19 protein-coding genes and 4 pseudogenes are annotated in these 24,275 nt (G+C 65.1%); 7 read left to right on the plus strand and 16 right to left on the minus strand.

Annotated elements, in window-relative coordinates:
• Positions 1-109 precede the first annotated feature (109 nt).
• From ABMY26_RS07495 to ABMY26_RS07505, 3 genes are all read left to right on the plus strand, one after another.
• Positions 110-547, plus strand: a complete 438-nt coding sequence (locus ABMY26_RS07495; protein WP_372395667.1) for a transposase — start codon at positions 110-112, stop codon at positions 545-547.
• A 33-nt stretch (positions 548-580) separates the two neighbouring features.
• Positions 581-1,465: a hypothetical protein gene (locus tag ABMY26_RS07500; protein ID WP_372395668.1), complete on the plus strand. Its 885-nt coding sequence runs from the start codon at positions 581-583 to the stop codon at positions 1,463-1,465.
• Positions 1,466-1,583: 118 nt separating this feature from the next.
• Complete coding sequence (locus tag ABMY26_RS07505; RefSeq protein WP_372395669.1) at positions 1,584-2,675, plus strand: IS1595 family transposase; 1,092 nt, start codon at positions 1,584-1,586, stop codon at positions 2,673-2,675.
• A 332-nt stretch (positions 2,676-3,007) separates the two neighbouring features.
• Here ABMY26_RS07505 and ABMY26_RS07510 read toward each other — a convergent pair whose 3' ends face one another.
• From ABMY26_RS07510 to ABMY26_RS07535, 6 genes and pseudogenes are all read right to left on the minus strand, one after another.
• On the minus strand, positions 3,008-7,324 hold the full coding sequence (locus tag ABMY26_RS07510; RefSeq protein WP_372395670.1) for a hypothetical protein: 4,317 nt from the start codon (positions 7,322-7,324) through the stop codon (positions 3,008-3,010).
• 192 nt (positions 7,325-7,516) lie between these two features.
• The gene (locus tag ABMY26_RS07515; protein WP_045583849.1) at positions 7,517-7,855 is read right to left on the minus strand and encodes a hypothetical protein; all 339 of its coding nucleotides are present in this window, start codon (positions 7,853-7,855) and stop codon (positions 7,517-7,519) included.
• 402 nt (positions 7,856-8,257) lie between these two features.
• Positions 8,258-8,587 carry a hypothetical protein gene (locus tag ABMY26_RS07520; protein WP_372395671.1) on the minus strand — a complete coding sequence of 110 codons (330 nt, stop codon included), beginning with the start codon at positions 8,585-8,587 and terminating at the stop codon, positions 8,258-8,260.
• Positions 8,588-8,637: 50 nt separating this feature from the next.
• Positions 8,638-8,802, minus strand: a pseudogene (locus tag ABMY26_RS07525) (transposase); the annotation flags it as partial.
• Between the two features lie 96 nt (positions 8,803-8,898).
• Complete coding sequence (locus ABMY26_RS07530) at positions 8,899-9,471, minus strand: TetR/AcrR family transcriptional regulator (RefSeq protein WP_372395672.1); 573 nt, start codon at positions 9,469-9,471, stop codon at positions 8,899-8,901.
• Between the two features lie 2 nt (positions 9,472-9,473).
• Positions 9,474-9,938: a DUF1348 family protein gene (locus tag ABMY26_RS07535; RefSeq protein ID WP_372395673.1), complete on the minus strand. Its 465-nt coding sequence runs from the start codon at positions 9,936-9,938 to the stop codon at positions 9,474-9,476.
• Between the two features lie 541 nt (positions 9,939-10,479).
• Here ABMY26_RS07535 and ABMY26_RS07540 point away from each other — a divergent pair.
• Together ABMY26_RS07540 and ABMY26_RS07545 are read left to right on the plus strand one after the other, a co-directional pair.
• Positions 10,480-10,722 (plus strand): DUF4167 domain-containing protein, encoded by a 243-nt coding sequence (locus ABMY26_RS07540; protein ID WP_372395674.1) that lies wholly within the window; start codon positions 10,480-10,482, stop codon positions 10,720-10,722.
• 13 nt (positions 10,723-10,735) lie between these two features.
• The gene (locus ABMY26_RS07545; protein WP_372395675.1) at positions 10,736-11,086 is read left to right on the plus strand and encodes a hypothetical protein; all 351 of its coding nucleotides are present in this window, start codon (positions 10,736-10,738) and stop codon (positions 11,084-11,086) included.
• 124 nt (positions 11,087-11,210) lie between these two features.
• Here the strand turns inward: ABMY26_RS07545 and ABMY26_RS07550 are convergent, their stop codons facing one another.
• The 6 genes and pseudogenes from ABMY26_RS07550 to ABMY26_RS07575 form a co-directional block, all read right to left on the minus strand.
• Entirely contained in the window at positions 11,211-12,095 is an 885-nt protein-coding gene (locus ABMY26_RS07550; protein ID WP_372395668.1) for a hypothetical protein, read from the minus strand.
• Positions 12,096-12,128: 33 nt separating this feature from the next.
• Positions 12,129-12,566, minus strand: a complete 438-nt coding sequence (locus ABMY26_RS07555; protein ID WP_372395667.1) for a transposase — start codon at positions 12,564-12,566, stop codon at positions 12,129-12,131.
• Between the two features lie 193 nt (positions 12,567-12,759).
• A pseudogene (locus ABMY26_RS07560) lies at positions 12,760-13,515 on the minus strand (MFS transporter); the annotation flags it as partial.
• An 8-nt stretch (positions 13,516-13,523) separates the two neighbouring features.
• Positions 13,524-13,757, minus strand: a complete 234-nt coding sequence (locus tag ABMY26_RS07565; protein WP_372395676.1) for a hypothetical protein — start codon at positions 13,755-13,757, stop codon at positions 13,524-13,526.
• Between the two features lie 190 nt (positions 13,758-13,947).
• Positions 13,948-16,248, minus strand: a complete 2,301-nt coding sequence (locus ABMY26_RS07570; protein ID WP_372395677.1) for a molybdopterin cofactor-binding domain-containing protein — start codon at positions 16,246-16,248, stop codon at positions 13,948-13,950.
• 14 nt (positions 16,249-16,262) lie between these two features.
• Entirely contained in the window at positions 16,263-16,709 is a 447-nt protein-coding gene (locus ABMY26_RS07575; protein WP_372395678.1) for a (2Fe-2S)-binding protein, read from the minus strand.
• A 241-nt stretch (positions 16,710-16,950) separates the two neighbouring features.
• Between ABMY26_RS07575 and ABMY26_RS07580 the strand changes: the two are divergent.
• Positions 16,951-17,613 (plus strand): annotated as a pseudogene (locus tag ABMY26_RS07580) (PAS domain-containing protein); the annotation flags it as partial.
• A gap of 147 nt (positions 17,614-17,760) precedes the next feature.
• On the opposite strand, the pseudogene ABMY26_RS07585 reads toward ABMY26_RS07580, so the two are convergent.
• Both ABMY26_RS07585 and ABMY26_RS07590 read right to left on the minus strand, forming a co-directional pair.
• A pseudogene (locus ABMY26_RS07585) lies at positions 17,761-17,916 on the minus strand (response regulator); the annotation flags it as partial.
• A 161-nt stretch (positions 17,917-18,077) separates the two neighbouring features.
• Positions 18,078-18,929, minus strand: a complete 852-nt coding sequence (locus ABMY26_RS07590; protein WP_372395943.1) for an alpha/beta fold hydrolase — start codon at positions 18,927-18,929, stop codon at positions 18,078-18,080.
• Positions 18,930-19,457: 528 nt separating this feature from the next.
• Between ABMY26_RS07590 and ABMY26_RS07595 the strand changes: the two genes are divergently transcribed.
• Positions 19,458-20,888 (plus strand): MFS transporter, encoded by a 1,431-nt coding sequence (locus ABMY26_RS07595; RefSeq protein WP_372395679.1) that lies wholly within the window; start codon positions 19,458-19,460, stop codon positions 20,886-20,888.
• On the opposite strand, the gene ABMY26_RS07600 is transcribed toward ABMY26_RS07595, so the two are convergent.
• Together ABMY26_RS07600 and ABMY26_RS07605 are read right to left on the minus strand one after the other, a co-directional pair.
• Positions 20,813-22,039, minus strand: a complete 1,227-nt coding sequence (locus ABMY26_RS07600; protein ID WP_372395680.1) for a hypothetical protein — start codon at positions 22,037-22,039, stop codon at positions 20,813-20,815. The genes ABMY26_RS07595 and ABMY26_RS07600 overlap by 76 nt on opposite strands.
• A gap of 3 nt (positions 22,040-22,042) precedes the next feature.
• Entirely contained in the window at positions 22,043-23,599 is a 1,557-nt protein-coding gene (locus ABMY26_RS07605; RefSeq protein ID WP_372395681.1) for a glycosyltransferase, read from the minus strand.
• Positions 23,600-24,275 lie beyond the last annotated feature (676 nt).

Consider the following 24,275-nt stretch of genomic DNA (forward strand, 5'->3'; position numbering starts at 1 on the left):
CTTCGACTTTGCGCATTTTGGGACGCTTGTCCTGTCCTGTGCGGGCGTCGCAATTCCGTTGGCGAAAGGTTGTTGGCAGGTCAATGTCCGATGACACCACAGGTGCCCTATGGCACACATCGCCGTTCCCCTTCCTCCGACTTTTGTAGCTTGGCTGTGGCCCTATCTGGTCGCCTTCTCGGGGCGCACCCGATCGACGGTGGCCGCGCTCGCGGTCGGTGCGGTGCTGGCGGTTGGTCCCCGCACCGTCGCCAACCTGCTGCGCACCCTCGGCTTGGCCGACGACCCCGGCTTCGCTGCCTTTCACCGCGTGCTCAACCGGAACCGCTCGTCGGGGCTGAAGCTTGCACGCACCTTGCTGAACGCCCTGGTCAGCGCCTTCGTCCCGGACGGCCCGATCGTCATCGGTATCGATCACACCCTTGAACGGCGCCGGGGAGCCCATGTTCGCCCGGCCAGTCATTGCTTCGACTCCGTCCGGTCCTCGACGGAGCAGACGGTCACCAGCCGCGGATTGCGCTGGATGACCGCCATGCTGCTGGTCTAGGTTCCATTCGCCGGCCGCATTTGGGGGCTGCCAGTGCTGAGCGCACTGGTGCCAAGCCGTGCCTGGTGTGAGGCACAGGGCCGGCATTACCGGCCGACCACCACCTGGGCCCGGGCAATCCTGCTGCGCCTGCACCGCTGGCTGCCGGACCGGCCACTGGTCGCCGTCATGGATGGCGAATTCGCCGCGCTGACGCTACTCGACGCCGTCAGCCCGCACATGGTCGCGATCACCCGGCTGCGCCTGGATGCGCGCCTGTTCGATCCGCCACCAGACCCGCCCTTGAGCTTGCGGCAGGTAATGAAGGGCGCCCGCCAGCCCAGCTTGCGGTCCCGTCTGACGGACAAGGCAACGATCTGGCGCCGGGCCGTCCAACCAAGCCGAACCCGGTGGCGCTCCGGCGGCTGGATCGACTATGCCTCCGGCACGGCGCTGTGGCACCACCAGGGCAAGCCGATCGTGCCCATCCTCTGGGTGATGGTGCGCTATCCCGATGGCCGGCGCGATCCGGAAGCCTTTCTGTGCACCGACCTGTCGGTGCCGCCACGCACCGTCCTGGAATGGTTCAACCGCCGTTGGGCGATGGAGACGACGTACGAAGAGAGCCGGGCCCATCTCGGCATCGAAACCCAGCGACAGTGGGCGGACCCGGCGGTTTTCCGCACCGCCCCGCTGCTGTTTGGCCTCTACTCGTTGATCACGCTGTACGTCCATCAGAATGCCGACCGCCTCGCTCTCTCGCCCCGGCGCGCCATCTGGTATCCGAAACCAGCGCCCACCTTCGCCGACACCTTGGCCCGTTTGCGCCAGCACCTGTGGTTCGAACAGGCCGTCATGTCGCCCGCGGAGGGCGACATGCTCAGAACACCGCCACCGCTCCTCCGACGGCTCGTCGACGTCGCCTGCTACGCGCCGTAATCGAGGAGAGCGCGATAGGTGTTAGGCGAACAACGCCGCCATTATCAACCAAACACAGTAAAGCGTAGCTTCTCCAGCGTTTACGTGCCACTCTCAGCCATCAAGCACGGAGGGGAGGATGGGATCGGTGCTCGAAGAGCTGACGGCCATTCGGACCGTGGCGGAGATGACCGAGGCCTTCCGCGACGAGGCGCGGTGCCGCTGGCTGGTTGAGGCGATGGTGTGGCCTAATGGACGGCTCTGCCCCGCCTGCGGCTCGCGGCGCTCGATCACCCTGGCGGGGCGCGACACGCGACGACGGTGCCGGCCGGGACTTTATCAGTGCTGCAATCCGGACTGCCGCTTCCAGTTCACCGTGACGACGCGAACCCCGCTGCATGGAACGAAGCTGCCGTTGCGGACCTGGCTCATGGGGCTGTGGTTCATCCTGCAATCGGACAAGGGCATTTCGTCCATCCGCTTGGCCGAAGCACTCGGCGTCAGCCAGCCGACGGCATGGCGGATGGGCCATGTTCTGCGGCTCCTGGTGTTGCGCGACCATCCGCTGGGCGGAACGGTGGAGATCGACGAGTTCCATTTCGGCGCCAAGCCGCGCCGGGATCACAACCCTCCCAAGTTGGGGCGTGGACGCAAGGGCCAGCCCCGCACGACGAAGACGCCAGCACTTGCGGTCGTTCAGCGGCCAAGCGGTCGGGAGCCGGGGACACCGGCGGGCGAAGCCCGTGCCGCCGTGGTTGCTGATCTGTCGCTCGACGAGGCTGAGCGGGTGCTGGAAGCCGCTGTCGATCCCGACGCGCACCTGATGAGCGACGAATGGAAGGCGTTCGTCGCCATCGGCAGCGCGTTTGCTGCGCACGATACGGTCCGCCATTCCCAGCGCGAGTATGTTCGCGGCGGCGTGCATGCCAATTCGGCCGAGGGCTTCAACGATCGTGTCCGGCGCACGATCGCTGGCGTCTTCCATCACATCAGCCCCGACCATGCTGACCTGTATTTCGGCGAGATCGGCTTCCGCTGGTCCCAGCGCACGGTGGCAGGTCAGGCCCAACGCCGAACCCGCAAAGGGCGGACGGTGATCCAAACCCTGTGGTCCCGTGTTCCCCCAGCGCTCCAGCTTCCCGCCGTCTTCCGTTATGCTGTTGGGCGCCAACTCCGGCGAACCAAGGACGGCGGGATCAGCATTCGCTCCGCCGTAGCTGTCTTTGGTTGATAATGGCGGCGTTGTTTACCTAACACCTATCGCGCTCTCCTCAAGCACAGCAGATGCTTCTCCATGATACCCGTCAGATGGGCAGCACACCTTCAGAGCGCGAGGTTTTCGACAGAGCAACGATGCCTTCCAGCCGTGCGGACAGGCGCCGTCCTGAAGCTCCTGCCGCCCTATAGCCCCGACTTCAACCCTTTCGAGATGGCCCTCTCCAAGATCAGGACACACCTCGGGAAAGCCGCCGCAAGGACGCTTCCCGAACTGTGGGATGCTACACGAGACGCCATCGACGGTGCGACGCCAAGCGATGGCCGAGCCTTCTTCACCGCCGCCGGTTACGAACCGGAATGATCGGAATCCGCTTTGGGATACACTTGAGCAATAGCCGAAGCCATTTCGGCCTCGGTGATCGTGGGAAAGGCTGCCTGCACTCCTTTCCTGGCCTCATCCTGACCGTACCCGGCCATGAACATCGCCAATATCAGAGCGCCGAAGTAGTAGTCTGCATGCAGCAAGATCATCTGCCGGCCGCAATCGGCAGCACTCATCCCAAGCGCCCGGCAATTTTCGATCAGATCGAAGGGGTCATAGGTCGGCGGAGCGAGCCGGCGGATGATCTCGTTCAACTGTTCGGAGGCAATCGACGGAAACGCCGCCCGCAGTGCAGTACGAATGTCGTCGGTACGGTATGCAGAGACATCCATCGCCTTGGCCAGGCCATAGGGAAGCAGGGGCGGGAAGGCCGTGATCACCTCCCGGCCGCAGGCAGCGGGATCGCCCTCTTTCTTGCGGTCGCGTACCATCCTGACCGGCCCTCCCGGCAGAGCGATCAAGGCGGTCGCCGGCGCGCTCAACGGGCTGCCAACAACCCGGTCCGCGTCGTCGGCAGGCAAGGCTTGCAGGGCGACCGTCCAGGCGTCGCCTTCGGCCTCCAAATTCAGCGACTTGCCGTAACGCTGATAACGCGTATCGGCCGCAGCGATCGTCTCGGTCACGCTCTTTCCGTCCGGGGTCGTCAAAAGTAGGAAATAGGCTTCCGCACCGGCGACAGTGTTCCACATGACACCGCAAGCCGTGGGAGAGCGCTCGACTTGCAGCAGAACGGGAGTGGCGAGCCGGACCAGGGCGGATGCGGCGGATTGCGCACTGGGAAGGGTTTGCTCGCCGCCTTTGGCGGTGACCGTCACTGAATACTCGCCGGCCGGTTCATCGGAGTTGAAGCTCAGCAGGGCCTCGGCAGCCGAGACGGTGACGCTGAGTGTCGCCGGCCCCACAGCGGTCACTGTATAGGACGTGGCCTGGGCGACAGCACTCCAGCGAACCTCCGCCGCAACATCGGGCGGATCGGAAGCCACGCTCCTCACAATGGTCAATCCGGTGGGAGCCGGCAGGCCGGTAAAGGGGACGACGGTCGACAGCGTACCGGCGACGGTCGAGGATTCCCCGTCGGGCGGCAATGCCTGAACCGCCAGCGTCCATGCTCCGCCGGCCGGTGCCGGCACCATGACCTCGCCGGACTGGGAATCACCCTCGGCAGCAACCACCGGCACCGCGGTAATTGTGCCGTCCGGCGCGGTCAGGATCAGCCGGTAGGAGCCGGCATTGGCGACGGTTTCCCAACTGGCGACGATCATGGCGGGCGCCGCGACATCGGCAGTGGTCTTCGCAGCGGCGATCAGCCCGGTGGGCGTGCCAAGCCGGATCAGAGTCAGCGGCTCGGACGGCAGGCCGGCGACGGTCCCCTCCTCCCCGGTTGCGGCGACGGTCACCACGTAATCGCCGGCCGGGTCGTCGGGACCGAAGGCCAGGGTGGTTTCGGCGGTGGTGACGGTTCGGCTCAGCATTACCGGCCCGGCGGCGGTCACCGTGTAGAAGGAAGCGCCGGCGACGGCCGTCCAGCGCAGGGCGACCGTGCCGGCGTCATCGACAGTGGCAGCCAGCCCCTCGGGGATGCCGAGGCGGGTCAGGGTCAGCGGCGCGGATGCCGGACTCGACACGGTTCCGGCACCGCCGGTGGCGACGACCGTCACCACATAGGCGCCGGCCGGTTCGTCCGGGCCGAAGGTCAGCGTGGCGGCGGTTGCCGGCCCGGTCTGTTGGAGCGTTGCCGGTCCGGCCGCGGTCAATGCGTAGGACGTGGCACCGTCGACGCCCGTCCAGGTGACCTCCAGGCTGGTGCCTCCGTCGGAAACGGTCGCTGGCCCGGCCACGAGGCCGGCGGGAGCGGCAAGATAGGTGACCGCCGTGGTCGCCGCCGGGCCGGTTCCGTGGTCGCCCGTCGCCGTGACGGTGATGGTGCAGTGGACGGGAAGGGCTTCCGGCCGGACGTCGAAGGAATGGGAGCGCGCCCGGTAATCCAACATGCCGCTGGCGGCAATCGGCTTGCCGTCCTGGCCGGAGAGGGTGGCCGTATAGCCTTGGGCGCCGCTGCTGGGCATCCAGCGGGCGGTGACCACCCCGCCCGAAACGGTGACGGCGAGGTTGCCCGGTGCGGCGGGCGGATCGCCGTCGGGACGGCTCTGGCTGCCGGCGGCGGCAAGGGCGGCGGCGATGGCCGGTCCCATCGCCGCGATGGCTGCGGCAGGACCGGCCGCGGTGGCGGCCGCGTCGGCCAGGGCGGCAAGGGCGGCGTCGACGGCAGCGTCCAGCGCCGCATCGACCAGCTTCTGGCAGATCAGGGTCGCGGCATACTCCGCAGCCTCCTTGCCGGCGAACAGCGCCAGGAACTTGGCGATCGATTCCGTGTCGTTCAGCAGGGCCTGGACGATCGATTCCGCAGCGCCCTCGATGGCCTTGCCAATGACCGTCCACAGGTAGTGCGGACTGGAGGAGTCCAGGCTGACACTGTTGGGAATGGGGATCACCAGCGCGTCCTTCAGCGTGACGGTGGCGAAGGCGTTGCCGTCGCAGGCCAGGCTGTAGGAAATGCTGAGGTTCAGGCTGAGGCCCCTGGTGCTGTCGGAGGCGAAGGTGGGAGACAGGGACCATGTCTGGCCCAGCAGCTTGTCGGTGATGATGTCGACGATCTTGCCGCAGATGCCGTTGCCGCCCTTCGCGCTGGACAACTCCTTCAGGGTGCTGAAGAAATCAATGATGTCCTCGACCGCCTCGAACACCGGCCAGTGATCGACCTTGAAACCCTGGTCGGCGCTGTAGCTGAAGGACAGCCGGTCGGATGCGTGCAGAAGCGGCAGGTAGTCGCGGGACGGGGAAAGGATGGTCTCGATCTTCAGCCTCCCGGCCGCGCTCTTTGTGGCGGCGACGGTCGCGTCGACGCCGAAGGATTCCTGGAAGAACAGCAGCGACCCGGCGAAGCCGAGCGATCCTGTCCTGCCCTTGGTGTTCAAGGACAGCACGGGGCCGAGACTGCGGTCGCCCTGCCGGGTGATCGACAGGACATAGATGTCGATCGGCTTGGCGATCTCGATCCTGGCGGTGACGCCCTCGTCGTTGACCAGGAGGGTACCGGCGATCTCGATGTCCTTCAGCAAGGTCAGGACGAACGAGGCGGCGACGTTGAAGCCCTCGCGGTAGGTGACGCTCCTCGGACCGCCGGGAAGCGGGCCGGCCGCGCCGGCGGGAGCCGGCAGCAGCGTCGGGGCTGTTCCGTCATGGGACAGCGTCAGGGTCAGCGGGTCCCGTGTCGCGTTGTAGTAGACTTGGCTGCCTGCCAGCAGGGTCAGGTCGACCAGATCGGAGGGCCAGGATGCGTTCTCGATGCACTGGTCGAACAGGGTGCTTATGGACGCCGACCGGGTGAAGACGACGCTGGCCAATGTCGGCTTCGTGCCCTCCAGATACAGGAGACCGGTGAATTGGAGGCTGGCGAAATCGCAGTTGCCCCGCATCATGAACTTGGCGGCGCTCTTGTTCCGCCCGTACGGATAATGGAGGTTGAAGCGGAGGCCGGTGAACGAGATGTTCGGAAAACCGCCATCGAACAGCGAGGCGAGATCGACGTTCCCGACCGCTGCGATATCGGCGGTGACGACCTTCCTGGCGCTGTCCGACTGGATGTCGCCGGTGAAGGTGAAGTGGCTGCCGAACAGGGAGACGTCGAGCGAACCGCTGACGGAGAGCTTTTTCCCCTCCACGATGCTGTAGGTGACGGCGATGTCGCGGAAGGTGAAAATGTCGAACAGGCTGACCGAACCATCCAGTCTGGCGGTGTAGAGCGCATTGCGGATGGCGGTTGCGGCCTTGGTGTCCTTGGCGAAGGTCGCCGACAGGGATATCGAGCTCGCCTTGGAAATTCCGATGTCGGCGATGCTGTAGAACAGGCCGCCGTCGGCATCGGGATCGGTCAGCGCGACCGTCAGCCAGAAGGACGTGGTGCCGGTGACCGGCCGGGTGACAGCCGCGACGGAGGCGGGAACCGGCGACTGGGGAAAGGCGCTTCGCAGGGTGGTTTCCGGAGAGCCGCCGCCGGTGGCGGAAAAGGTGAAGAAGCCCGCCGAGGATACCTTGAGGAAAACCCCGTCCAATTCGAGATCGAAGGCTTCGTCCAGCAATTCGACGATGTCGAGATCTCTCATTTCGGCATAGATCAGGCTGTGTGACTTCGATATCGACAATTTGCAGACGGTCGACGCTTCCAGTTTCTTGCTGAAAACCTTGAAAAACTGGAAGGTTGCGCTGATGCCGATCTGCATGGACGGGCTCTTTCCGCAAATTTTCAAACGAGGAGGCGGGTGTGCGGCAAGCGACCCGGCCGGATCGCGGGATCGATACGCCGCACAGGAACGCCGCAGAGAAACGCCACATCGGGATCGGATCGTGAAGAACCGGAACCGCTCCCGGGCGTGACTCCGACCGCCATGCAGGACGCTATGGCTTTACGGTTCTCAATTGCCCTCGATGGCTGCCGCCGCCTTGAAGGTCTTCTTGACCTTGTCGTATTCGCCTTCCGCCACCACCACGTTCAGGGATTGGACGATGTCGCCGGCAGCGGCGGTGATCAGATCCTGCGGCGGCGCCACCGCGACATAGACGAAACCGGAACCGCCGATGGCAACCGTCAGGACGCTCGCCTCCTTGTCGTCGCCGTCGGTCGCCGGCTTGCTGGTGACATCGAAGATGAAGGGACTGTCCTTGGTCGGTGTCGCGGCCGGAACGCTCATGCTGGCGTTGTAGATCGCATTACCGACCTTGAACACCGCGTTCAATTGGATATCGATCGACATTTCATTCTCCAGATCGGCATCTTGGCGTGTCATGCGCGAAAGCCAATGATGGTGTCGTTAACTTGATGGATCGACCGACCCATCACGACAAGAACATAGGTTGTTACATCCAGTAATAGCAATGATCATGTTGTATCAACTTTTTTGATGAAAAATAAATAAGCAATACAATTTAATAATATAGCTGGGCACCTCGGAACATCCGTGGCGGTGTCAGCGGCGCCCTCACGTTCAGGCCTCACCGTGGAAATGCAGATCAGCAAAACGGCGCCATGACCATGCCCAATGATCGCCGCCATACCGGCTTCCGCTAGCTCGACGAGGCCTTTGCGTCGGTGGTAGGCCAGCGAGCAGGGCAGGAGGAGACTGCAAGGGTGGAGTGCCTTCTTAACCTGAGACGCGTCATCCTGTGTGGTTCAGCGCCTCGGCGGGGGAAAATTGGGCAACCGTAATGATGGAATGTTCACATTGGGAATCGTCCATCGAAGGAGCGCAGGGGACCAGCCGAAGCCGGGAACGGTCATTCAGGGGATGCTGGACCGTGGGCTGCTGGAGTTGCGGGATGACGGTAGCCATTGGCTGCGGGCTCGCTTTACCGAGGCTGGCCTCGCTGCCTTGCGGCACATGGCCGAGGATGCACGCGCCCTGCCACCGGCGGAATACCAGCATGTTCTGGACGAACTCGGAAGTGGGCAACGGGCAGAGGTAGAGCACGGCTGAGTTCACGTTCATACCGCGTTCTCAGATCCCGGGCAATTTGAGCACATTCGTGTAGTGCCCCCCTCTATGCAGCCCGCCAAGCGCTCGCAGCTCCCCAGCCGCCGGTCGATCTCGGCCAGCAGCAGGATGCCAGCGTCGGAGGTGAGATGGCCGCCATCGAAGGCGGCGATGACCGGCTTGCCGGCAACCGGCGCCAAGCCGGGCAGAACCCCGGTACACTCGGCCACGGCGGGCGTGAACTCCGTTGATCCGTGGTGAGACTGCTTCAGCACCAGAATCATACAGGAAGTCAGCGGCTTAAACTCGCGCCCGCCGCCCCAGCTTCAGCTCTGGTGAGTTATCCGGGCTAATCGCCGACGAAGTTGGTCAATGGCACGTTGGAACACTGCCGGATCATCCAGTGCCCGAGAGAGAACGATCGCCCCCTGAATGGCGAGAACGGCGTCTTCGGAGAGGAGGCGCGCCTGTTCAGCGTCGCGGCCTTGCCGAACGAGCGCCGACTGCAACGCGTCTACCCAGGCTACGAAGTAACCCCGGATCGCTTGCGCGAAGAGATCACGCGTGTTGGCGACAGCCAAAGCACCGACGAGACAGACGCGCCTGCCCGACCTGAAGTATTTCGCAGTTTCATCGAGCATCGCAGCGATGGAGGCATCGGCATCGGTCCCGTCTCGCAGGGGGGAATAGACGGAATCCTCGAACCATTGCTCAATCTCGGCAAGCACAGCCTGCACCATCTCCTCCTTCCCATTCGGGAAGAAGTGGTACAAGCTGCCCTTGCCTAGGCCGGTGGCCTTGCTGATCAAGGCAAGGCTTGCACCTTCGTATCCATGCTCGCGAAATACTTCGGCCAAGCTGGCAATGGCGTCGGATCTTTCGGCGACCATGCGGGCCATGATTAGAGACTCAGATCGCTGAGGCCGGGATGATCATCCGGACGGCGGCCGAGCGGCCAATGGAACAAGCGATCACTTTCAGCAATTGGCATTTCGTTGATGCATGCGTGGCGGTGCGCCATCAGGCCGTCCTCTGCGAATTCCCAGTTCTCGTTACCATACGCGCGGAACCACTGCCCGTTGTCGTCGCGATATTCGTAGGCGTACCGTACAGCGATGCGGTTGCCGGTGAAAGCCCAGAGCTCCTTGATGAGGCGGTACTCATGCTCCTTGTTCCACTTACGTGTCAGAAATGCCTGCGCCTCTTCGCGGTTGGTCGCGAATTCGACGCGGTTCCGCCAGCGGGTGTCGACCGTGTAGGCGAGAGCGACCTTGGCGGCGTCGCGGCTGTTCCAGCCGTCCTCGGCCAGACGAACCTTTTCGATAGCAGTTTCGCGGGTGAACGGGGGAAGAGGAGGACGTGACATGTTGATTTTCCTCTGCAAATCTATGATTTTACCGATCAGTCAAGTCTTGACTGATCGGTACAGTATCTGCGGTGATTCTGGGTGTCAACGTGTTTTTGCGCTGTCGCGAAACTCTTGAAGGGCGTTTCTCCTGGCTCGAACCGCGAGCTCTATACGTTGAAACAGCCAGCGTTGACCGCCACGGAGGAACTCGTCGCCCTCGCTCCGGACGCCCCTGCTGCTTGTCCGGAAACCCGTGGCAATGCGGACACTCTGGTTCAGGCGGATCGGAGTGTCGCGAAAAGGAGCGGCCGGGAGCGTCCGGCCGCTGTCGCGAAAAGGGCGGTAAGGCCAGGCGCCGCCGGCGCTGAGGGGGCCGACCAGGCTGCTGGCCACCAAGCCGGCTGATCGGCCGCGCCCTCGATGTCGGTCAGCGCGCCGGCAGACGTCGCCTCCACCGCCGCACCGGAAAAATCCTGCACAGCGTAGCGATGCACGGCGTAGACTCTGCCGGGGGGCAGAAGATGACCCTCCACTCTATTCAAGGAAGTCAGTAGGCCCAATGCCACCCTCCAGGCCCCGCGTACCAGTGCCGCGACCGAATTTCAGCAAGTCCCGCCCCGCCGCTGCCGCTTCGGCCGGGGTTCGACCAGCACCCGTCCGTGTGAATGGATCAGCGCTTCAAAAACAAACTCAGTGGCTCACCCGCGCGGCCGATGCCGAACGCACCGGAGATGGCGTGGAGGCTGAACTGTGTCGGCAATATGCGGAGCACTGGTTCCGCGTATCGCGGGGAGAGGATTGAGGGAGATGAACCGGTGAGCGACATCACCTTGACGCCGCGAGAGCGGGCTCTGATCCGTAACGAATTCATGGTGCGCTTTGGGCAGGCACCGCGGCTGGAGAGCGGCATCTTGGTGAAGCGGTGGGCCACCGGGCCGAACAAGGGGCAGCCGAAGCCGGGAACGGTCATTCAGGGGATGCTGGAGCGTGGGCTGCTGGAGTTGCGGGATGACGGTAGCCATTGGCTGCGGGCTCGCTTTACCGAGGCCGGCCTCGCTGCCTTACGGCACATGGCCGAGGATGCACGCGCCCTTCCACCGGGCGAATACCAGCATGTTCTAGACGAACTCGGAAGTGGGCAACGGGCAGAGGTAGAGCACAGCTGAGCTCACGTTCACGCAGCGTTCTCAGATCCCGGACAATCTGCGCATTCGATTTTGCGCATTTTGGGATCGCCGTCTCGGTTAGGAGGCGGTTCACAAGTCCAGTAGCGGAGCGGTGTGACGGGGATTACGGCGCGTAGCAGGCGACGTCGACGAGCCGTCGGAGGAGCGGTGGCGGTGTTCTGAGCATGTCGCCCTCCGCGGGCGACATGACGGCCTGTTCGAACCACAGGTGCTGGCGCAAACGGGCCAAGGTGTCGGCGAAGGTGGGCGCTGGTTTCGGATACCAGATGGCGCGCCGGGGCGAGAGAGCGAGGCGGTCGGCATTCTGATGGACGTACAGCGTGATCAACGAGTAGAGGCCAAACAGCAGCGGGGCGGTGCGGAAAACCGCCGGGTCCGCCCACTGTCGCTGGGTTTCGATGCCGAGATGGGCCCGGCTCTCTTCGTACGTCGTCTCCATCGCCCAACGGCGGTTGAACCATTCCAGGACGGTGCGTGGCGGCACCGACAGGTCGGTGCACAGAAAGGCTTCCGGATCGCGCCGGCCATCGGGATAGCGCACCATCACCCAGAGGATGGGCACGATCGGCTTGCCCTGGTGGTGCCACAGCGCCGTGCCGGAGGCATAGTCGATCCAGCCGCCGGAGCGCCACCGGGTTCGGCTTGGTTGGACGGCCCGGCGCCAGATCGTTGCCTTGTCCGTCAGACGGGACCGCAAGCTGGGCTGGCGGGCGCCCTTCATTACCTGCCGCAAGCTCAAGGGCGGGTCTGGTGGCGGATCGAACAGGCGCGCATCCAGGCGCAGCCGGGTGATCGCGACCATGTGCGGGCTGACGGCGTCGAGTAGCGTCAGCGCGGCGAATTCGCCATCCATGACGGCGACCAGTGGCCGGTCCGGCAGCCAGCGGTGCAGGCGCAGCAGGATTGCCCGGGCCCAGGTGGTGGTCGGCCGGTAATGCCGGCCCTGTGCCTCACACCAGGCACGGCTTGGCACCAGTGCGCTCAGCACTGGCAGCCCCCAAATGCGGCCGGCGAATGGAACCTAGACCAGCAGCATGGCGGTCATCCAGCGCAATCCGCGGCTGGTGACCGTCTGCTCCGTCGAGGACCGGACGGAGTCGAAGCAATGACTGGCCGGGCGAACATGGGCTCCCCGGCGCCGTTCAAGGGTGTGATCGATACCGATGACGATCGGGCCGTCCGGGACGAAGGCGCTGACCAGGGCGTTCAGCAAGGTGCGTGCAAGCTTCAGCCCCGACGAGCGGTTCCGGTTGAGCACGCGGTGAAAGGCAGCGAAGCCGGGGTCGTCGGCCAAGCCGAGGGTGCGCAGCAGGTTGGCGACGGTGCGGGGACCAACCGCCAGCACCGCACCGACCGCGAGCGCGGCCACCGTCGATCGGGTGCGCCCCGAGAAGGCGACCAGATAGGGCCACAGCCAAGCTACAAAAGTCGGAGGAAGGGGAACGGCGATGTGTGCCATAGGGCACCCGTGGTGTCATCGGACATTGACCTGCCAACAACCTTTCGCCAACGGAATTGCGACGCCCGCACAGGACAGGACAAGCGTCCCAAAATGCGCAAAGTCGAAGCGCACTTTCGTGTAGTGATCCCGAGAAGCCGAAATAATGGAAGGAGGCATTGACCGACAGGATGATCGGCGCGTGCTGCGGTCCGACGATCCCGATCAGCCGCGCTTGCTGGCCCGGAAAAAAGGCCCAGGCGGCAAAGCCCCAGACCATGATTCCTGCGAAGGCGGGCGCCAATGCCAAAGCCGGCGGCAGCAGGTCCGCGGTCAACGACAGGCTCGCCAGTGCCAGCGAGACCGGCGGCAGGGTCAGCGCGACGATGCGGGCGCCGCCCAGCCGGTCGGTCAGCCGTCCGCCCACCGCCAGCCCGGCGAAGGCCGACAGGCCCCAGGCGAACAGGGCGAAGCCGACTGCCGCCCCCTCCAGCCCGGTCACCCGTTGCAGGTAGGAGGCGATGTAGGGGTAGACGGTGAAGGGGCCCATCGCCCACAGCGTGGTGACGTGCAGGGGCCGGCGCACCGCCGGATTCTTCAGCGCCCGCAGCCGTTCGCCCAGCCCGGCCACCGGGGCGGCAGCGCCGATGGCCCGCGGCAGGCCGAAGAACAGACCGACCGCCGCGGCGACCGACAGAACGGCGACGCCGACGAAGGTCATGCGCCAGCCGAGCGTGTTGCCGACCAGCGCTCCGAGCGGTACGCCGAACACGATGGCGAGGCTGAGGCCGCTGGTGACGATGGACAGGGCGCGGCCCCGCTTCGACGGCGACACCAGCACCCCGGCCAGCGCATAGGGGTTGGGCACGAACAGACCGGCCGCCATCGCCAGCAGAACCCTGGCCGCCATCAGCCCGCCATAGCTGTCGGCAGCGGCGGCCACGATGCTGGCGGCGACGAAGGCCAGCATCGTGGCGATCAGCAGCAGGGCCGGCCGACGTTCCCTGTCAGGTCGGTCAGCACCGGCGAGCTTGCCGCGTAGGTCAGCGCGAAGACGGAAACCAGCTGGCCCGCCGCCTGTTCGCTGACCGACAGGTCGGTGGCGATGTCCGGCAGGATCGCCGCGATCATGAAACTTTCGGTCCCGACGGCGAAGGTCCCGAGCGCCAGCCAATAGAGCGGCGCATAGGAATGAAGGGTCATGGGGGTCATGGGGAAGTCCTGTGCGGGGCCATTCCGGCCGGCGCGGGCGTCCGGACGCTTGCCGGGGAAGCCCGTGCCCTGTCGAAGGACAGCTTGCGGAGAATGGCGGATGTCCGAAGCTTAGGCCGTGCTTTCTGTGGCGCAAATGTCGAGGAAGCCACCTTTCCAGACATTCACGCTGTGCAGGGTGTCTCCGCGATCAGACCCCGATCCTCGTCTTCACCAGTGGAAGGCTGCGGATGCGTTGGCCGGTCAGCGCCGCCACGGCATTCACCACCGCGGGCGGCACGCCTGGCAGGCCGGGTTCGCCGACGCCGCCCATCGGGGCGCCGCTTTCCACGATCTCCACATGAACCGCGGGCATGGAGCGGCGCGACAGGATCGGGTAATCGTCGAAATTGTGCGACTGGCGCGCGCCGTCCTTGTAGACCATTTCCTCGAACAGGGTGGCCGACAGGCCGAGGGCCACGGCGGACTCCACCTGGGACTTGACGATGGCCGGATTGACGATGCTGCCGGGATCGAAAGCGACCCAGACATTGTGGACCCGCGTCTCGCCACCCTCGGCCGAAACCTCGGCGATGGTCGCCGTCTCCGACCCGAAGGGGGAGGCCATGGAGACGCCGCGTGCCCGCCGCACGCCATCCACCTCGTAGGGACCGCGCTTCCAGCCGCCGGACATTGCCGCCACGGTCTCCAACAGCTTGCGATGGCGGGGCTTGTCCTTCAGCAGTTCCATCCGCAGGGCGAAGGGATCCTGACCGCCGGCATCGGCGATCTCGTCAAGGAAGCCTTCGTAGAAGAAGTCGTTCATCGAATGGCCGACGGAGCGCCAGAAGGCGATGGTCACCGGATGGGGGAACTTCACATACTCCATCGCGCGGTTGGGGATGGCATAGGGCTTCCCGGTGATGCCTTCCACCGCCGAACTGTCGACCGGATCCTTGAACACCGCGCCGAACCAGCGGCCGAGCGGCCCTTCGCCCACCGTGCGCGCCTGGATGGCGGTGGGGCGCCCGTCTGCGCCGATTGCCGCGCGGAAGCGGCTGAAGCTCAGCGGCCGCAGGGCATCCATGCGGAACTCTTCCTCCCGCGACCACAGCATCTTCACCGGCCGGCCGGTCGCCTTCGCCAGTTGGATCGCCTGGAGGAAGGGATTGGCGCCGCCATAGAGGAAATGCCGGCCGAAGAAGCCGCCCAGCATCGGCGAATGCAGGATGACCCTATCCGGCGCCAGACCGGCCGCCTGTGCCGCCACCGACTGGAACAGCTCCGGCATCTGGTTGGGCACCCACAGCTCCAGCGTGCCGTCCGGGTTGAAGCGCGCCATCGAGGAGGGCGGCTCCAACTGTCCGTGGGCCAGATAGGGGGCGTCGTACTCCGCCTCGATCACCTTGGCGGCGCCGGCGAAGGCCGCGGCGGCGTCGCCTGCCGTTTCCGCCGGAAGCCCGGCCTGCGTGGCGGATTTCAGCGCGGTCAGCAGCCCGTCCGACGCATAGTCGGCGGCCACCGTGTCGAAGCCCGAGGCGGCGGGGGCGGACCAGCTCACCGACAGCGCCTCCACCGCTTTGCGGGCGCGCCACCAACTGTCGGCGGCCACCGCCACAGCGCCCGGCAGAGTATGGACGGAATGCACCCCCGGCATCGCGGCCACAGCGGTTGCGTTGGCGATGGACTGCACGATGCTGCCCTGGTTCGGCGCATGCTGGGCCGCGGCATAGAGCATGCCCTCCAGCTTCTGGTCGATGGCATAGACCGCCTTGCCCGTCGATTTCGCCCGCAAGTCCAGCCGCGCCATCGGCTGGCGGATATAGCGGAAGCTGGCCGGATCGCGCAGCGCCACGTCGTCGCGCGGCGGCAGGGCGAGGGCGGCGTGAGCCAACTCGCCATAGGACAGCCGCTTGCCGCTGGCGGCATGGATGACGAAGCCGTCCTCCGTCGTCAGGCTCTGCGGCTTGACCTTCAGTTTCGTGGAGGCTGCGCGGATCATCATGTCGCGGGCGGTGGCGCCGATCCGGCGCATCAGCGGGTAGCTCGACCGGGTGGAAAAGCTGCCGCCGGTCATCCGCAACCCGTTGATGACGGCGTAGTCGGGACCCGGCGGCGCGCATTCGACGGTGAAGCGGCCGGGATGGACGTCCAACTCCTCGCCGACGATCTGGGCCATTCCGGTGCTGATGCCCTGGCCGCCCTCGACGAAGGGACTGAGCAGGGTCACGCCATTGTCCTTGCCGATGATCAGGAAGGCCGGGATGCGGCTGCCCGGCTTGATGGCGGCGGCGGTCTGTGCACGTGCCGGCAGGGCCGGCAGCAATGCGCCCAGCACCAGCGCGCCGGCCCCGAAGCCAAGGAAGGCGCGGCGCGACAGGTTGGAAACGCTATCCGGTTTCATCAGCGCGACGGCCGACTGCGCCTCGCTCCGGATGTAGAGCGCAGCGGTGGTGCCGGAGGAGGCCAGGGCGGAGGACGGAATCGGGGCAACGGTGAGCAGGCGGTCCATGATGCGTTCTCCTCTCAGCGGGCGGCCTGCCGGATGGCGGCGGCGATGCGGTTGTAGGTTCCGCAGCGGCACAGGTTGGTCATCGCGTCGGCGATGTCGCCGTCGGTCGGGTTGGGCGTCTGCTTCAGCAGGGCGGTCGCTGCCATCACCTGCCCGGACTGGCAATAGCCGCATTGCGGCACCTGGGCGGCGACCCATGCCTCCACCACCTTGCGGCCGACGGGATCCTCCTCGATGGCGTCGATGGTGCGGATGTCGGCGGTGCCGACGCTCTCCACCGGCACCTGGCAGGAGCGGGTGGCGGTGCCATCGATCATCACGGTGCAGGCGCCGCACTGGGCGACGCCGCAGCCGTACTTCGTTCCGGTCAGTCCCAGCGTATCGCGCAGGATCCAGAGCAGCGGCGTGTCGTCTTCCACCGCAACCTGATAGGCACGGCCGTTGACGTTGATTGTGGTCATGACGGTCTCCATGGGCGGACCCGGTTTGCTGACCTCTATTCTTGCGCTCGGTTTCGCGCTCCCGCATCCATCCCTAGGTATTAGGAGTCACAAACTCTTGTATATTGAATGACTGAAATCATCAGAATGCCATAAATTCAGACAAATTTGCAATCTTTCCAATAATTTACTATAGCTTACCAAAGCCATGCGGCATCGCTGCGCTACCAATTCAGGCGACGATGGCTAGGGATTTGGATTGATGGGCTTTCTGCACTCCGATCTCTTCGAGATATCTCCCATCTCGATCCTGTGCGAGGATCGGTCTGGGGTGAAGCGAGCCGTCGACGAGGCGATTGCCGGCGGCGTGACGGATTTCGACCGCTTCCTGGACGACAACCCGCAATTCTTCTTCGACGTGCGGCGGTTCCACCGCATCCTCGATGCCAACCGCATGGCACTCGACCTGCTGGGATTCCAGGACAAGGACGCCTTCCTGCAGGAATCGCGGGTCAGGTTGCCGGCCAACCCGGCCAGCAAGGCCCAGGTGCTGAAGGCGATGGTGCGCGGCGGGACCGTCTGCCAGGCAGAGCGAGTGCTGCACACCGGGGACGGCCGTGTCGTCCCCATCCTGTGGCGCGCGCGCCTGCCGGGCGGCGCCGCCGATCCGGAGGCCTATGGCCGCCTCCATTTCTTCGCCGTCGACGTCACAGAGCCTAAGCGGGTGCAGGAGGCGCTGATGGCCGCCCAGGCCAACCTCAGCCATGCCGGGCGCCTGTCGCTGGTGGGAGAGCTGGCGGCGTCGCTGACGCACGAGGTGTCGCAGCCGTTGGTCTCCATCGCAGGCCACGCTGCGGCGGCGACGCGCTGGCTGGCCCGCGATGTCCCGAACCTCGACGAGGTGGCGACCAGCCTGAACCGTATCACCGCCAGCACCCGGCATGCGGTGCGGGTCGTCGCGAAGATGCGGTCCTTCGCGCGGTGGGGCGAACTGGTCGCTACGCAGATTGCGGCCCTGCTGCAACAGCACCATCTGCAGGCTGAAGCCGTCCATGTCCTGCAGGTTCAGGTCGGTGATCAGACAAGCGGCCTCGCCTTCGTAAGCGATGAAGTCCTCCGCCGAGGCAAAGGTGCGCACCCGCATCCCGACCGAGCGCAGGAAGTTGTCGAGGCTTCCCCGGATGCTTTCGTCATCGTCGACGACACAGATGGTGGGAACACTCTGCACGACATCGCATTCCAGCCTCGCTCCGGCTTGCCAACCGCCGGCGTTGCGAGCGTTCCATTTCAACAACTGGAGCGGTTTGCGCCATCCATACCTGCGTATAGGTTGACCTCCGCCGCGGACCCCGCGAAGCCGGATGCGGCCCTGCGGGGTCCGGTGGGCAGTCAGGCCTTGAAGAAGGCCAGCAGGTCGGCGTTGATGATTTCCGCATGGGTGGTCGCCATGCCGTGCGGGAAGCCCTTGTAGACCTTCAGCGTGCCCTTCGGCAGCAGCTTGGACGACAGCAGGGCGGAGTCGGCGATCGGCACGATCTGGTCGTCGTCGCCGTGCATCACCAGCACCGGGATGTCGATCTTCTTCAGATCCTCGGTGAAGTCGGTTTCCGAGAAGGCCTTGATGCAGTCGTAATGCGCCTTGGTGCCGCCCATCATGCCCTGACGCCACCAATTGTCGATGACGCCCTGCGAGACCTTGGCGCCGTCGCGGTTGAAGCCGTAGAAGGGGCCGGAGGGGATGTCGCGGAAGAATTGGGCGCGGTTGGCGGCGAGCGCCGCGCGAAACCCGTCGAACACCTCCAGCGGCAGGCCACCGGGGTTGGCCTCGGTCTTGACCATGATCGGCGGAACGGCGCCCAGCAGTGCCGCCTTGCCGGCCCGCGCGGTGCCATGGCGGCCCAGATAGCGCGCGACTTCGCCGCCTCCGGTCGAATGGCCGACATGGAAGACATTTTTCAGGTCCAGCCCGGCAACGACGGCCAGCACGTCGTCCGCATAGCTGTTCATCTCGTTCCCGGTCGCCGTCTGGGTCGAGCGCCCATGCCCGCGCCGGTCATGGGCGACGACGCGGTAGCCGTGGTTCAAAAAGAACAGCATCTGGGCATCCCAATCGTCGGCGGTCAGCGGCCAGCCATGATGGAACATGACGGTCCGGGCGTCGCGCGGGCCCCAATCCTTGTAATAGATCGACGCGCCGTCCTTGGCCGTGACGAACCCGTCTTCGGTCTTGCCGTTGGTCATCGTCCGTTTTCCTTCGGGTTTGTGGGTGGGGTGGCTGCCGGCGGGCTGACGCTCGGCCGCGGCGGCGCTGCCGGCGGCTGCGATGGCGGCGCCGGCAACAGCGGCGCCAACCGCGCCGACGATCAGGGTACGGCGGGCGGCGCCCGCCGCCGGCAGCGGCGTGGAGTCTTCGGATTGCATCGTCAATATCCCCTGTCTGTGCGTCAACGGTTCGTCGGATGGGCGCCGCGGAACGCCGGTGACTACAATGGCTACCGGAATTTAACCCTTTTCAAAGCTATCCCTAGGTATTAACAATCAATGAATGGAAATAGCCGGCATTGAAACAACGCGTATCCGATAGTTTCATGTCTCGATTTGCGGTAATGTTACAGAAAGAGACAGCGCTTTCTCCATTCGATATCCCAAATTGGAGGTTCTCCTTTTCTGGATGGCTGCTGATCGAATTCCCATGAGCGATTTTCTCTTTTTCGGTCGCCGTCCATCCAGGCTCCGCCCTTTTTGGATCGCGGAGGCAGGAGTCAGGCCATGACGTCATCGGGCATCGATGCCGGCGACCCGCGCGCGCCGTCGCCTCGGGCCACCATCCTGGCCCTGTCGGTCGGCAACGCGCTGGAGCTCTACGACTTCACCATCTACAGCTTCTTCGTGCTGACCATCGGCAAGCTGTTTTTTCCGGTCCAATCGGCCTTCGGGCCGCTCCTGCTGGCATTGCTAACCTTCGGGATCGGCTTCATCGTGCGGCCGCTGGGCGGGATCGTCATCGGCGCCTACGCCGACCGGGTCGGGCGCAAGCCGGCGCTGGTCCTGACCATCGCCCTGATGGCGCTGGGCACGCTGCTGATCGGCGTGTGTCCGACCTATGCGCAGATCGGCGCCGCCGCTCCGATCGTCATCCTCGTCGGCCGCATCCTGCAGGGCTTTTCGGCCGGTGGCCAGATCGGCGTGGCGACGACCATGCTGATGGAGTTGGGACGCCCTGCCGGCCGCGGCCTGCGCGTCGGCTGGCAGATGGCGAGCCAGGGGGCGGTGGCGCTGCTGGGCGCGCTCAGTGGCTATCTGCTGTCGACACACCTGACGGCCGGCGCGCTGGAGACATGGGGGTGGCGCATTCCCTTCATCGCCGGTCTGCTGATCGTGCCGGTCGGCCTCCATCTGCGCCGGCTGCTGCCGGAAACGGTGAAGCCGTCGTCCGACCGCGAGGCCGTCCTGAAGGAATTGCTGTCCCGTCATCGGGCCAAGCTGCTGATCGGCATCCTGATGATCATGGGCGGCACCGCTTCCACCTACGTCAACATCTTCTACATGCCGACCTATCTGATCCGGATGATCGGGCTGCCGCCGCAGACCGCCTTCCTGACCGGCTGCGTCGCCGGGGCGACCATGCTGGCGATAGCTCCGCTGGCGGGACTGCTGTCGGACCGCCTCGGACGTCGCCGTCCCTTCGTCGTCTGGACCGCGCTGGCAAGCGCGCTGCTGACCTATCCCGCCTTTTGGGTTCTGTCCCACATCGCCAGCATTCCGGCGGCGCTTGCGGTGGTCGGGCTGCCGATCGCCTTCAACGCGGTCGGGGCGGGATCCTGCCTGGCTTCTGCTGATGGAGAATTTTCCGGCCCGCGTCCGGGCGACCTGCCTGTCGATCGTCTACAGCATCGGGGTGTCGGTGTTCGGCGGCTTCGCCCAGTTTATCGTCACCTGGCTGATCGGCGTCACCGGCGACCCCATCTCCCCCGCCTGGTACGTCTCCGCCTGCGCGGCCGCCACGCTCTGCGGTGCATTGCGGATGCGCGAGGCTGGACCGCCGCGCCAGTCCGGCGCGCTGTCCGGTCCGGAGCTTTCGGCCGGATGAATGCTCTCCGGCAGGGGACGGACAGCGGATCCGGTCAGGCCAGCCCGGCGGCGATCGCCGCCGGCAGAATGGCGGTCAGGGCCAAACTGTCGAACGCCCAATCGAGGTGAGCCGAGCGCACTCTCGCGCGGCGGCCCTGATCTCCGGCCAGTTCCGAAAGGATCCGGACCGCATCCGCCTCGTCGGTGAAGGTCAGGTCATCCTCATGCGGGCCGAACAGCCGGGCGGTGTCGGTGTGCCGCCAGCTCACCAGCAACCCGTCCCGTTTGAGGATCTCCAGCGTCCTCGGGAAGATCGCGGTGTCGTAGGCGAGGCTGCCGAAATCCAGGCAGGCGCCCGCGGCATGGTAGGCGTTCCGCGGCAGGGGCGAGATCGGTCCGGCATCGATTCCGAACCGCTCCCAGCCATTTCCCCACAGAGCGAAGACTTCGCCGAAGCCGCTCCGAAGGGCGGCGGCGAAGCGGCGGCGGTTCTCCACCGCAAAGGCGATGGTGAAGGCACGGTTGAAATCGAGTGTCCAGGCCGGGTCTGCCGACCGGTCCGCCAGCCCGCAAAGGTCCATTGCCTCCAGCCGGTGCAGCCTCGGCTGCTCCATCATCGCGGCGGACACGGCGTCCGCATCGCGCTGCACAGCAGGGGCAACCCGCTCGCGACCGGATTCGATATGGTCCGGCCAACCTTGCCCCAGATAGAGGAAACGGTTCCGCACCGCTGCCTCGGCATCCTTGGCATCCGATTGCCCCTTCATCGCGGCATAGGGATGGCGCCGCAGGCCGGGCGTGTCGAGCGACATCCAGCGCTTGTACAGATCGACCGAACCGTCGTGCGCAGGGCTCGTGTAAATCCAGCGATGGAGTCCCAGCGGTTCGTGGAACACCCGTGTCAGGCCGAGCCGGACCGACTGTTCCGCCGATCCCCGGCACATGCACCACATGGAGATACCGTTCTCCGCCATCCAGCGGTCGGTTTCGCGGATTTCCTCTGCCGAGCGGGCGCCGATCTCCTCCAGCGGATGCTTCAGACAGATGTGGATGACGGCTGGCCTTGCGCCGAAACCGGCGATGTAGGCGCACAGCATTTTGACCGTCGGACGGGGAATTTCGAACAGGTTCAGAACGAACAGGGCGTCGATCCGCCGGTCGATCACATCCTGCGAGATGTCGGGCAAGGCAAGCACCGACTCATGGCCGAGATCAACCAGCGCCGCATGGATCGACCACAGGATTTCGGAGGTGCCCTGTCCGCAGAGAAGAAAACGCATGCCCTACCGGTTCCTGAACAGGGTGACCGCCTCGTCCAGGTAGGCGGCGAACTGTGTCACGTCGTTGCCTTCCCGCTCCACCACCGCGAAGCGGGCACGGGCTTCCTGCCGCGCGGCGGCAAGCAGCGCCGGATCGGCGGCCAGTTCGGTGGCGCGGGCGATGAAGGCATCCGCATCCGCAACCAGGAAGGCCGGGCCGGCCACACTTGCGACGTCGCCGCCGCCAAAGGACAGCACCGGCACTCCGGCAGCCAATGCTTGCGCCGCCCCGGCGCCGCCGCCGGTGCGGCGGGGATTGAGGAATAGGTCACAGACCGACATCAGCGCTTCCATGCGCTCGACATGGCCGAGACAGAGCAGCCTTGCGGCGTGGCGGTTGCCGGACAGCCGCCCGGGCAGGGAGTCCACCCCGCCGGCGAACAGCACCAGCGCTTCCGGAATCCTGTCCAGCACATGTTCCAGCATGTCCAGGAACCCGCCATCGACTTCCGCATCCAGGCGGTTGCCGACCACGATGCAGACGAATGCCGTTTCCGGAATGGAGACGTCCGCGCGCGTCGTGCTGTCGCCGGTACGGTGCAGCGACAGGCCGAAGCGGAAAGGCCGCCAGGACCGGGCAAGCCGCCCCTCGCCGGCCGGCGGCTCGCTGCTTCCGAAATCCAGCAGGATGTCGGCGAGCGAGACGGTCTGGCCGGTGGTGGTGGGAATGCACAGCAGCGGGCGCACGCCCTCCAGCAGGTCGGCGACGGTTACCGAGCCGCCGAAGGCGATCACGAGGTCGGGGTCGAAGGCTTCCACTGCCGACAGGAGGCCGCTCAGCTTGGCGGCGGAAAGGCCGGGTTCGGTGGAGGACAGCAGGCGAAAGGTTCCGGCTTCGAATTGGATCGTTTGTTCGCCTGACAGCCTCTCCTCGACGGCGGCGGCGAAGGGCGGGACGAAGGGGCTGTGATAGCGGTCCGGCATCATGTTGGTGTTCAGCACCAGAACCTCGCGGCCAAGATCCCGTTGCAGCCGGCCTGCGAGCAGCAGCAGGTCGCGCGATGGCTGATGCTGGTCGGACAGGAACTGGTTGGTCACGACCACGATCCTGCCCGTGTCCGGCCTCCCCGCCGGCCGGGCTGCCGGAGCCAATCCCAGCCTTATGGACATCTGCCGCAGGAAGCGTTCGTAGAAGGGAAGGAGCCGGCCTGCCACGAAATCCGGAACCGATGCCATGTCCATGCGCATCAGGAACAGCTGGCGCTGCATCGACCAGTAGATTTGGTTGATGCCCTCCAGCGGTGCCAGATCCAGGACATTGTCCAGCATGTCCAGAATGCGCAGGTACCTGTGCAGATCGCCGGAAACATGGGCGAGCGCCGATTCCCGCAGGATGGGGTCAAGACCGGCGGTCGCGGCGTCCAGCGTCTCCATCGCTGCGGCGTCGTTTCCCAATCCCGCCGCCCTTGCGGCCTCGCAGCATTCCGAAATTGCCTTCAGCGCCTCACCGGTTCCAGTTGGCCCCTGCAGATGGGCGATGAGTCCGTTCAGGATGGCGGCACGGGAGCTGGCATCTTGCATCGCGAGAAGATCCCGGTTGAAAAAGAAGATGGGCCGGTGCCTGTCCAAACCGGAAGGCGCCAGCGAATGTTTGTTCTACCTATAAGGGCGAGGGCCAGAGAGGGATTGTCAAGCTGCCAGTAGGGCGAATCGGGATATTTCCGATGTCTGGATCGTGGGCTGCGGAGTGAAATATAGAAATCTATCGGTGAAATTTTATTTTCAACTGCGCCTGCCCAATTCTCTCTTCAAGAACAAACAATCCAATGTTATTGATTTTCAATAAAAAAACGCCTAATCAATGATCGGCGGATGTCACATAAAATATTCTCGATGTTTCGGCCTCAAAAAAGGATTCCTCCAACTCATCGTTCGCGATGAGGATGAATTTTCCTGTTTCGATGGCCTAGGGTGGGGCCTCGCGATAGGTTCGATGAAATCCTGATCGTCGGCAGGCGGTCCGATGTGGTGATCGGGACGGAACCGGCGCAGCCGGCGGCCACTCGCTTGACGCGAATGGCTTTCCATTTTTACCGGGCCAGACCGGGGAACAATGCGGATGTCCAGGAGCCAGCCTCCGGAGGTGGTCGGCGATCGCCTGCATCCTGGCATCCAGAACATCTGACGCTTGCGCCGGTGCTGCTCTTTAGCGGAATCAGGTGAATCTCTAACTAGCTCCGTATGAATATTATGTGCA

It is taken from the genome of Azospirillum sp. HJ39 (assembly GCF_041507355.1).
GTDB classification, from domain to species: domain Bacteria; phylum Pseudomonadota; class Alphaproteobacteria; order Azospirillales; family Azospirillaceae; genus Azospirillum; species Azospirillum thiophilum.

Coding starts and splice junctions, on each gene's coding strand:
- ABMY26_RS07495 (WP_372395667.1), top strand. CDS start 110: ATGGCACACATCGCCGTTCCCCTTCCTCCGACTTTTGTAGCTTGGCTG.
- ABMY26_RS07505 (WP_372395669.1), top strand. CDS start 1,584: ATGGGATCGGTGCTCGAAGAGCTGACGGCCATTCGGACCGTGGCGGAG.
- ABMY26_RS07510 (WP_372395670.1), bottom strand. CDS start 7,324: ATGCAGATCGGCATCAGCGCAACCTTCCAGTTTTTCAAGGTTTTCAGC.
- ABMY26_RS07515 (WP_045583849.1), bottom strand. CDS start 7,855: ATGTCGATCGATATCCAATTGAACGCGGTGTTCAAGGTCGGTAATGCG.
- ABMY26_RS07520 (WP_372395671.1), bottom strand. CDS start 8,587: ATGAACGTGAACTCAGCCGTGCTCTACCTCTGCCCGTTGCCCACTTCC.
- ABMY26_RS07530 (WP_372395672.1), bottom strand. CDS start 9,471: ATGGCCCGCATGGTCGCCGAAAGATCCGACGCCATTGCCAGCTTGGCC.
- ABMY26_RS07535 (WP_372395673.1), bottom strand. CDS start 9,938: ATGTCACGTCCTCCTCTTCCCCCGTTCACCCGCGAAACTGCTATCGAA.
- ABMY26_RS07540 (WP_372395674.1), top strand. CDS start 10,480: ATGCCACCCTCCAGGCCCCGCGTACCAGTGCCGCGACCGAATTTCAGC.
- ABMY26_RS07555 (WP_372395667.1), bottom strand. CDS start 12,566: ATGGCACACATCGCCGTTCCCCTTCCTCCGACTTTTGTAGCTTGGCTG.
- ABMY26_RS07565 (WP_372395676.1), bottom strand. CDS start 13,757: ATGACCCCCATGACCCTTCATTCCTATGCGCCGCTCTATTGGCTGGCG.
- ABMY26_RS07570 (WP_372395677.1), bottom strand. CDS start 16,248: ATGGACCGCCTGCTCACCGTTGCCCCGATTCCGTCCTCCGCCCTGGCC.
- ABMY26_RS07575 (WP_372395678.1), bottom strand. CDS start 16,709: ATGACCACAATCAACGTCAACGGCCGTGCCTATCAGGTTGCGGTGGAA.
- ABMY26_RS07590 (WP_372395943.1), bottom strand. CDS start 18,929: ATGACCAACGGCAAGACCGAAGACGGGTTCGTCACGGCCAAGGACGGC.
- ABMY26_RS07595 (WP_372395679.1), top strand. CDS start 19,458: ATGACGTCATCGGGCATCGATGCCGGCGACCCGCGCGCGCCGTCGCCT.
- ABMY26_RS07600 (WP_372395680.1), bottom strand. CDS start 22,039: ATGCGTTTTCTTCTCTGCGGACAGGGCACCTCCGAAATCCTGTGGTCG.
- ABMY26_RS07605 (WP_372395681.1), bottom strand. CDS start 23,599: ATGCAAGATGCCAGCTCCCGTGCCGCCATCCTGAACGGACTCATCGCC.